Origin of the sequence: Arthrobacter sp. Bz4 (assembly GCF_003075455.1) — a bacterium.
Classification (GTDB): domain Bacteria; phylum Actinomycetota; class Actinomycetes; order Actinomycetales; family Micrococcaceae; genus Arthrobacter_D.
Map to the genome: position 1 here is coordinate 1 of NZ_QDAE01000065.1, position 1,442 is coordinate 1,442.

Below are 1,442 nucleotides of genomic sequence, written 5' to 3' on the forward strand. Positions count from 1 at the left end.
CTCATCGTAATTGGGAGTGTAGGTAGGGTCTGAAGCCGCCTGATTCCAGGAGTGATCGAGCGATGTAGTTGGTGATGTTCCGGAATCCGAGGGCTGAGCCGCGGAGGTGTTCGAGCCGCCCATTGATGGCCTCCGTGGGGCCGTTGCTGGTGCCGGGTCGGTCGAAGAACGCGAGTACGTCGGCGGCGCGTTGTTTCAGGGTCCGGCCGATTCGGCGGATCTCGACCAGGGCTGCGGGAACGCCGCTGGTGACGGAGTTGATCACTGCCTGCATCATCTGTTTCCCTTGTGTCTTATTCGGTTCCCTGTATGCGGCGACGATCCGCTGATAGATGCCCCAAGTAGCTTCGACCTCGAGGTGTTCCTCGGACGCGAAGACGGCCTCCAAGCGTGCGTTCTGTTTGTCGGTGAGCAAATCCGCGCCGGTATGCAGGGTCCGTCGGGCCCGGTAGAGCGGGTCACCGGCACGACCCCGATGCCCGAGCGTCGCCTGCTGAACACGTTGCCGGCACCGGTCCAACCCGTCGCTGGCAAGCCGAACAACATGAAACGGATCCATGACCGGCACCGCGTCCGGGAGCTCCTCCGTGGTCGCGGTCTTGAAGCCGGTGAACCCATCCATCGCCACCACTTCCACCCCGTCCCGCCATGCCTGCGGGCGGTCTGCGAGCCAGGTCTTGAAGACCTGTTTGGAGCGGCCTTCGACCATGTCCAGCAGCCGTGCCGGGCCCGTCTTCTCGCGGATCGGAGTCAGATCAATGATCACCGTGACGAACTTGTCGCCACGTCGGGTGTGCCGCCAGACGTGTTCGTCGACGCCGATCGCGGTCACCCCGTCGAACCGCTGCGGGTTATCGATCAGCCGCCGCTTGCCCTCCGCAAGGACGGCGCTGTTGGCGGTATGCCAGGACACTCCCAGACCGGCAGCGACCCGGGACACGGTGAGGTGATCGACCACGACCGCCTCGAGCGCCCACCTGAGTCCGCGACGCGAGATCTTCGCCCGGGGCTCAGCTGCTGCGTCCGTGTCCTGTCGCCAGGTGCGACCGCACTCGGTGCACCGGTAACGGCGTATCCGCACCAGCAACGTAGTCGGCCGGTGACCGAACGGCTCATGCGCCAACCGGCGCGTCACCGTGTCACGGAGCACACCCGCAGAGCCGCAGCCTCGGCACCACGGATTTGCCTGAACGACACGGCATTCGATCACCGCCCGACCCGGGCACAGCTGCTGGCCGACGGCTTCCAAGCCGAGTTCGTCGAGCCGGCAGAACGTCGTCAGATCAGGGGCATGAAAGGTAGCGTTGAGCACGTCGAGGTCTTTCGGATGGGCAGCGTAGGAACTTCCATCATCGGAAGGCCTCGACCTCTATCCCGCCTTCGACGCGCCCACACCGATCACCCCGGCTACACCCCACCCACACTCTCGTTTACGAAGAGCC

General features: G+C 64.8%; 1 protein-coding gene. It reads right to left on the minus strand.

Going from position 1 to position 1,442, the window contains the following annotated elements:
• Window position 1: 1 nt before the first annotated feature.
• Window positions 2-1,312, minus strand: coding sequence for an ISL3 family transposase (locus DDA93_RS16055; protein WP_024475914.1), 1,311 nt, complete (start codon window positions 1,310-1,312; stop codon window positions 2-4).
• Window positions 1,313-1,442 lie beyond the last annotated feature (130 nt).